This window comes from Sulfurimonas sp. (genome assembly GCF_023228785.1).
In the GTDB taxonomy this organism is placed as follows: Bacteria; Campylobacterota; Campylobacteria; order Campylobacterales; family Sulfurimonadaceae; genus Sulfurimonas.
The window spans coordinates 1-7,065 of the sequence record NZ_JALOAN010000062.1; the positions used below are offsets into that span (position 1 = coordinate 1).

5 protein-coding genes are annotated in these 7,065 nt (G+C 33.3%); 1 reads left to right on the plus strand and 4 read right to left on the minus strand.

Annotation, left to right across the window (positions count from 1 at the left end; all coding sequences use genetic code 11):
* Positions 1 to 45: 45 nt before the first annotated feature.
* The 3 genes from M0Q24_RS11115 to M0Q24_RS11125 form a co-directional block, all read right to left on the minus strand.
* Positions 46 to 1,953: a GGDEF domain-containing protein gene (locus M0Q24_RS11115; RefSeq protein ID WP_295050658.1), complete on the minus strand. Its 1,908-nt coding sequence runs from the start codon at positions 1,951 to 1,953 to the stop codon at positions 46 to 48.
* A gap of 126 nt (positions 1,954 to 2,079) precedes the next feature.
* A complete protein-coding gene (glmS, locus tag M0Q24_RS11120; protein WP_295050660.1) occupies positions 2,080 to 3,894 on the minus strand; it encodes a glutamine--fructose-6-phosphate transaminase (isomerizing) in 1,815 nt (604 codons plus the stop codon).
* A 5-nt stretch (positions 3,895 to 3,899) separates the two neighbouring features.
* Positions 3,900 to 6,407, minus strand: a complete 2,508-nt coding sequence (locus M0Q24_RS11125) for an HD domain-containing protein (protein WP_295050661.1) — start codon at positions 6,405 to 6,407, stop codon at positions 3,900 to 3,902.
* A gap of 100 nt (positions 6,408 to 6,507) precedes the next feature.
* Between M0Q24_RS11125 and M0Q24_RS11130 the strand changes: the two genes are divergently transcribed.
* A complete protein-coding gene (locus tag M0Q24_RS11130; protein WP_295050663.1) occupies positions 6,508 to 6,798 on the plus strand; it encodes a putative quinol monooxygenase in 291 nt (96 codons plus the stop codon).
* A gap of 73 nt (positions 6,799 to 6,871) precedes the next feature.
* On the opposite strand, the gene M0Q24_RS11135 is transcribed toward M0Q24_RS11130, so the two are convergent.
* The coding region (locus M0Q24_RS11135) for a helix-turn-helix domain-containing protein (RefSeq protein WP_295050665.1) at positions 6,872 to 7,065 on the minus strand (194 nt) is incomplete at its 5' end.

Genomic DNA, 7,065 nt, shown 5'->3' on the forward strand with positions numbered 1-7,065 from the left:
TATGAGATTTATCCTCAACTTAGTATCTTTTTCAGCGAAATTGTGTCAAAATACACTAAGTAATTTAGAGATAGAAGGTGGGTTTACACAGTTTATTTTACACTCTCGATCTTGGCTCTCTGCCATCTTCTTGTCATAATGGACTATCTTATTTCTTCCAGTTGTTTTTGCAACATATAGTGCAGTATCTGCAAACTTAATACACTTCCAGATAGTATCTCCATCTTTTGGAAACATTGATATACCTATACTTAGAGTTTTTTGTAAAGTCTCTCCAACTCCAACATCAAAGACTAGCTCTCCAAATTTAGAGTGGATTTTTTTAGCTATCTCTTCGGTTCCCTCAACACTTGCATTATGCAACATCACTATAAACTCTTCTCCACCATACCTGATGGCTAAGTCTGATTCACGGATGCTTTCTTGAAGCAGCTTACCTATGGCAATAATTACTCTATCGCCTACATCATGCCCATAAGTGTCATTTACTTTTTTGAAAAAGTCAACATCTAGCATCATCACGGAGTAAGTCTCTTTTAATCTATTTGCTTGGTGCATGATTTGATCTATAAGCTCTTCTAAAAATCTTCTGTTATAAAGTCCAGTCATACCATCTCTTAACGAAGTGTCTGTTAGTTTCTCCATAAGGATCTGACTCTCTATAACTGGTTTTGCAGCTTCAAAGTAGTGTTTTATACTACTTACACAGCTTTTAATTCTCTCAACTTCTGTTTCATCCTCTCCTATAAAAGAGACTGTTAGAGAGATATCGTTGTTGATAACAAAAGGAATACAAACATAGTTTTGTTTCTCTGATAAACATGCTTGACAAAGGTTTGGAAACTCTGTTGATACAGTTACGCTTTTAGTTCTGTTTGCACGACAAAGTTGTGCATCTTTGTTGATTTTTTCTTGACAAATCAAAGCTTCTTCATCGGTTGCATAAAAGAGCTTTCGTTCATTTGCTCTGTTGTTTAACTCATAAAAAGCAAAACATTTTAAATTATACTTTAGTTTAAATATATCTATAATTCTATTATAGACTTCTGATTTATTTGCATCTAACTCTATTGTTTTTTTAAACTTATAAACATCAGAGAGTTCATTTATAATTGTATTAGCTTCATGAAGTGGATCTGATGAAGAGACACTTCCTTGAGGTATAAAAGTTCCAAGATTTAGTTTTATCTCTCCAAATGTTTTTTGCATCTTTGCAAAAAGAGTGTTTAATTGCTCAGTAATTTTCTTAGCATCCCCCCCTAAAGTTGTCTCAAACTTATGAGAGAAGTCTCCACTATATGCTTTTTTAATACCGTTTTGCATAGTAGAGAAGAGTTGCATAAAAGGGGTTGCATAACGATTTAACATGACAAGAACTATGATTAAAAAAATTAGGTTGATACCAAGAATCTTTAAGATGGTAATCATTCCACTTGCACGCATATCACTGATGTCAAATTCCATACTAATTACACCAAGGGTATCTCCTCTTTTAACATCATGACAACTGAGGCAGTTTGTGTTTCCACCATCTACTGTGGCTTTATAGGGAATAGTAACTCTAAGTGTAGTTTCCTCTGCATTTTCTATGATTTTTTTAATAGTCTCGCCAGTCTCTAAAACTTTGCTGTCGATTTCATCTCTAACGGTTTCTTCATTTGAGCCTTCTCCGTATTGTTGAATGACATTTTCGCTTCTAGCTAACCAAAGAGCTTTTACCTCTTTATTATTAGCAGAGATCTGATTCATAAAGTATTCTCTTTTATCCATAATATGGTTAACCATATGAGCGGTTAGACCATCTTTTACTATGGTGGCAGTAAGTTTTGCTTTTTCTGTTGCACTCTTTATGCTGTAGTCTCTAAAATTCAGTGATACATTGATAATAGTTGCGGCTGTAAGTGCTAGTAGCATACCAGCTACAATAAAAAGAAGTTTTAGTTTTGTTTTCATGAAAGCATCACTTTTAGCTAAATTTATAATTTAACCTAGATAGTAACCAAAAAAAAATAAATTTAAAGTGAAATTTTCATAAACATATAATAAATGCTTATACTTAGTTATATAGCGTTAGTAATCTTATTCAACAGTAACACTTTTAGCTAAATTTCGTGGCATGTCAACATCATTTCCAAGTCTAATAGAGATCTCTAATGCTAGGAGTTGCACAACTACCATCATCTCAAAAAACTCTAACATATAGTGAGAACACTTTCTTATCTCTATGAAATCATCTGCTTTGTCAAACTCTAATGAACTAATCGCACAAATAGTAGAGTCTCTTGCACTAAGTTCTTCTACATTACTTCTTGATTTCTCATAAAGCATATGTTCTGGAAGGAGTGCTATTGTGAAAAGTTCAGGATCTGCAAGGGCAATGGGGCCATGTTTCATCTCTCCACTAGGGTAACCCTCAGCATGAAGGTACGAGATCTCTTTTAATTTTAGAGCACCTTCGAGTGCAAGAGGGTAAAAAATATCTCTGCCTATAAAGAAAAACCCGTGGCCATGCAAATATCTTTTAGAGAGTCTTTTTAATTTCTCATGCATATCATCGCTTACTTGAACAGAACTTGGGATCTCACGAAGGAGTGAAATATGCTTTGTAAGCTCTTCTTTATCCATAGAATTTTTAAGTTTTGCAACATATAAACTTAGCATCCAAAATATTGTAACCTGTGTAGCAAAAGCTTTAGTAGAAGCCACGCCTTTTTCGATCCCAGCTCTTGTTAAGATACAAGCATCAGCTAGTCTTACCATTGATGAGTTATCAACATTACAGATTACAAGTGTTTTTAAATTGGCTGCTTTTGCCATCTTTAGAGTCTCTAGCGTATCGGCAGTCTCTCCACTTTGAGAGATGACAACAAAGAGAGTATCTTTGCTCATTATTGGATCTCTATATCTAAACTCACTTGCTATCTCAACTGAGGTTCTAATTTTTGAGTATCTCTCAAAAAGGTAAGAGGCACTAATAGCAGAGTGGTAAGAAGTTCCACAAGCGCAGAGTTTTATCTCATTTATGCCATCAAACAAATTTTTGTCTAACTCATCGAAAATAATCTCACTGTCACTTAGTCTTCCCATCATTGTATCTGCAATAACATGACTCTGCTCATAGATCTCTTTTTCCATAAAAAATCTAAAACCATCTTTTTGAGCTGAGAGTTTGTCCTCTGTTAGTTTTTTAAAGCTTGGTTTTCTTTCATTTAAATCTCTGTCAAATATGGCAATTGTGGAAGAGTTTACAAAACCAAAATCCCCATCTTCAAAGTAGTTTACCTCTTTAGCTTGACCAATAAGTGGAGTATCTGAAGATGCAAAAAACTTCTCATCTTCATCGTTGATCCCAACAAGCATAGGAGAGCCATTTTTTGCAAAAAATATAGTGTCTGGTTGTGATTTTGTAGTAAGAAGAATTGCGTAAGCACCCTCTAACTCTTTTATAGTTTTTGAGAATGCATCAAAAGCACTCTTAGAGTTTTTTAGGTTTTTCTCAAATTGATGGACTATTACTTCTGTATCTGTTTGGCTTAAAAATTTAACACCACTTGCAACTAACTCTTTTTTTAAGACGGCATAGTTTTCTATGATGCCATTGTGAACCACATAAGAACTCTCACCTAAATGTGGATGAGCGTTTAGTTCAGTTGGTTTTCCATGAGTAGCCCAACGAGTGTGACCGATCCCAACTGCAAAACCATTAGTTACAAAGTCTTTTGTTTTTTCTTCTAAATTAACAAGTTTTCCGATGGCTTTATAGTTTGAAAATTCACCATTTTGAAGCACCGCGATCCCAGCTGAATCATAACCTCTATACTCTAACTCTTTTAGTCCATCTAATAAAATTTCTTTAGTATTTCTTTTTCCAATATAACCAACAATTCCGCACATTCCAATCAATCCTTACACAATAGTTCATAAATTTTTGCAACATTATGGCATATATCGTTTTGTTTTTCCATTAAGAAATTATCCCTAACTTTGTATTTAGTAGAGTGGATTTTTGCAGTTGCTATATTTATGCCTAGAGTCTCAAAGCACTCCATTATATAGGCTAAGAGACCTCTTTGATTTTTTGTATTGATGCAAAGCTCTGCGAAAGTGAGTGAATACTCACAATCAATGCTAATCTCATCTCTAGCAATATCGATCTCTTTCATCTTTATATGTCTGCTCATATCAAAAGCTTTGCTTAAAATATTTTTAACATCAAGTAGTTCATCTCCATCAACATTTTTTATAAAATCTATTTTAAAGTATTTGACTCCATCAAAGAGCGTGACTATCTCCATAGATGCAACATCTAGATGGCTTAAACTTGCTAAAGCGAAGCCAAGGTTTATGGGTACTTTTCTATAAATTTCAATACTTAATGAAGTTTGTGTAGATATAAAGTAGTTGTGTTCTTTTGTTTCTTGTGCTTTTTTTGCAATCTCAATAATCTCTTTTGGGTTATGCATAAAGAAAAAGAGGTTTGATTCAACTCTAAGCAGTTTTGTTTGAAGTAGTTTTGGCAAGATTTTGAACTCTTCAAGATTTTTAACTCTCTTTTCTATAATGAGCCTCTTAGTTGCATCTGTTATTCTTTGGCTATTTTGTGAGACATCTAAGGTCATTAGGTATAAGTCATAAAGAAGTTTAGAGTTAAAAGAGTTGTAAGTAGAGTCTCCAACGCCATTTATATCTGCGTATGTAAGTATGTAAAGAAGTGTCAGATTCTTTGCATCTTTTATATTTGACATAAACTTATAAAGAATTTTTTCATTATGAATATTCTCTTTAAAAGCTACATTACTCATGAGTATGTGGTGTTTAACAAGTTTTGAAGCTCTCTGTATTGAGCTAGTATCTAATTTTAATTTACTTGCAAAAGCGCTTATAAGTTTAGCACCAACTTCAGAGTGATCTTGTTTACGACCTTTTCCTGTGTCGTGAAGTAAAACTACCAGTTTTAAGATGAGTTTATCATTTGCATCTAAATCATCAAAGAGTTTTTTTATAAAAGGTTCTTTGATGTTTTCTAAAGACTCAACAGCTTTTAAAGAATGAATATCAACAGGATAATGATGGTAGCCATCAAACTGTGGGAGATGCAAGACTTTTTTAAAACTAGAGAAGAGTTTGTGTAAGATGCCCGCATCATAAAAGAGGTTTAAAAAGCAGTACGAATGCTCTTTCTTAAGTAGTTCTTTTATAAGGAAATAGCTTTCTTTGGAGAGTGAATATGGTATTTTTGCGTATGTAATCACTCTTAAAAAAGATGCATCAAAATAGTAAAATCTGTCCTTAAGAGAGATTATAAGCTTTAAAAGTTTGTTTATGTTTTGATTTTGAAGTTTATAAGAGGCGTATAGTTTGTTATCTAAGAGGTAGATACAAGATGTCAGTCTGCTATCTTTTAGTTTTTTAATATTTTTCAAATCCACTATATAAGGTCTTATCATTTTTTTTACAAAGATTTGAGTGAAGTTGTTTATCCGCCACTGTGCATGAAGAACTTTTATTAGCATATTTTGTTCATCTTTAAAACCTAATATCTTCGCAACTTGTGGCATAAGTTCTAAGGCAAGTCTGTCTTCTTGTTTTTTAGCCACTAGATGCAGGGCGCTTCTTATGCGAAACAAAAGCTCTAGTGCCATGCGATACTCTTTATACTCTTCATCTGAGAAAAGCTTGTCACTCAAATCTTTTAGTGTTGTAATGGAATAGATGCTACTTGCTATCCAAAAAAGAAGTTGAGAATCTCTTAAGCCTCCAGCACTTTGTTTTATATTTGGTTGCATTGATGGAGGATACTTAGCTCTTCTAATCTCTGCTTCACCGATTTTTGCAAGTATAAATTCTTTTGGCTTATAGAATTTTATCTTTGTTAGTTCTTTTTGAGTTGCCTGCCAAGTAAATGAAGATCCTGTAATAAATCGAGATTCCATAAGAGAAGTTCGAATGGTTATGTCCTCTTTTGAAGCTCTAAAGAGATCCTTTGTAGAGTGAACTCTATGCCCAAGTTTTAACCCAGCATCTAGAGCTAAGTAGAAGAGTTTTTCTATGATTAGAGAGGTGTTGTAGCCTTCAACTTCTTCATAGACAATAAGCAAATCTATATCGCTATGTACACACAACTGTTCTCTACCGTAACTACCAAGGGCTACAATGGCTATAGGGATAGAGCCCCTCATAGGAAGATAATTTGTAAAGACTTGTCTTAGAACTGTTTTGTACATCAAAGAGATGATGGCGTCGAGTGCTTTTGTGTGTTTTACTAAAAAGTCTTTTCCACTACAAGATTTAAATATCTCTTTTAGAGATAATTTGTACTCTTCTATGTAGGTTTTAAAGAGCTTTGAGAGTTCAAAGTCTGAACCATTTTTTTCTATAAGGTCTTCTATGTGTAAAATCAAATCCAAAAAAGCTCCTAAATCTTCATACTTTTTGTGATTATAATATAGTTCTCTCAAATTTGATATAATCGTCTGATTAAAATTTAAGCATTGAAGGAAAACTAATATGAGTAGTATTACAAAGAGAGTAACTTTTATAGCAAAAGAGGGTAGTGAAGCAAAAATGAAAGAGCTTCTAACTGCAATGGTTGAGCCTAGTAAGCGTGAAGATGGTTGTGTTTTTTATGATATTTTTCAATATGAGGACAATAAAAGAAAGTTCATGGCGGTAGAGTCATGGAGAGATGAAGCAGCACTCGATGGTCATAAAGCATCAGCACACTATGCAGTATACAAAAGTAGCTATGAGCCTTTTTGTGAGCATAAATATAGTGATGAACTAGAGATTTTGGGATAAAAATATCTAATGTTTGACTGGAGCTAATAAAGTTTCGCTAGAATATTTACTAGCTCCTAGGTTTTGTTGGCATTTAAACAGAGTTAATTTTATAATCTAAAAAAAGACTCTCAACTGGTATATGAAGTGCTTCATTTAAGTTTCGTATCATCTCAATAGTAAGCTTTCTTTTACGATTTAAAATTTCAGAAACTCTTGATTTGCTTCCAACAATAGCAATTAAATCTTTTTGTTTTAAACCTTCTTGTTCCATTCTAAACTTTATTG

Bases quoted from the DNA above. Each gene is read 5' to 3' on its own strand.
- M0Q24_RS11115 (WP_295050658.1), bottom strand. From the start codon at position 1,953: ATGAAAACAAAACTAAAACTTCTTTTTATTGTAGCTGGTATGCTACTA.
- glmS (WP_295050660.1), bottom strand. From the start codon at position 3,894: ATGTGCGGAATTGTTGGTTATATTGGAAAAAGAAATACTAAAGAAATT.
- M0Q24_RS11130 (WP_295050663.1), top strand. From the start codon at position 6,508: ATGAGTAGTATTACAAAGAGAGTAACTTTTATAGCAAAAGAGGGTAGT.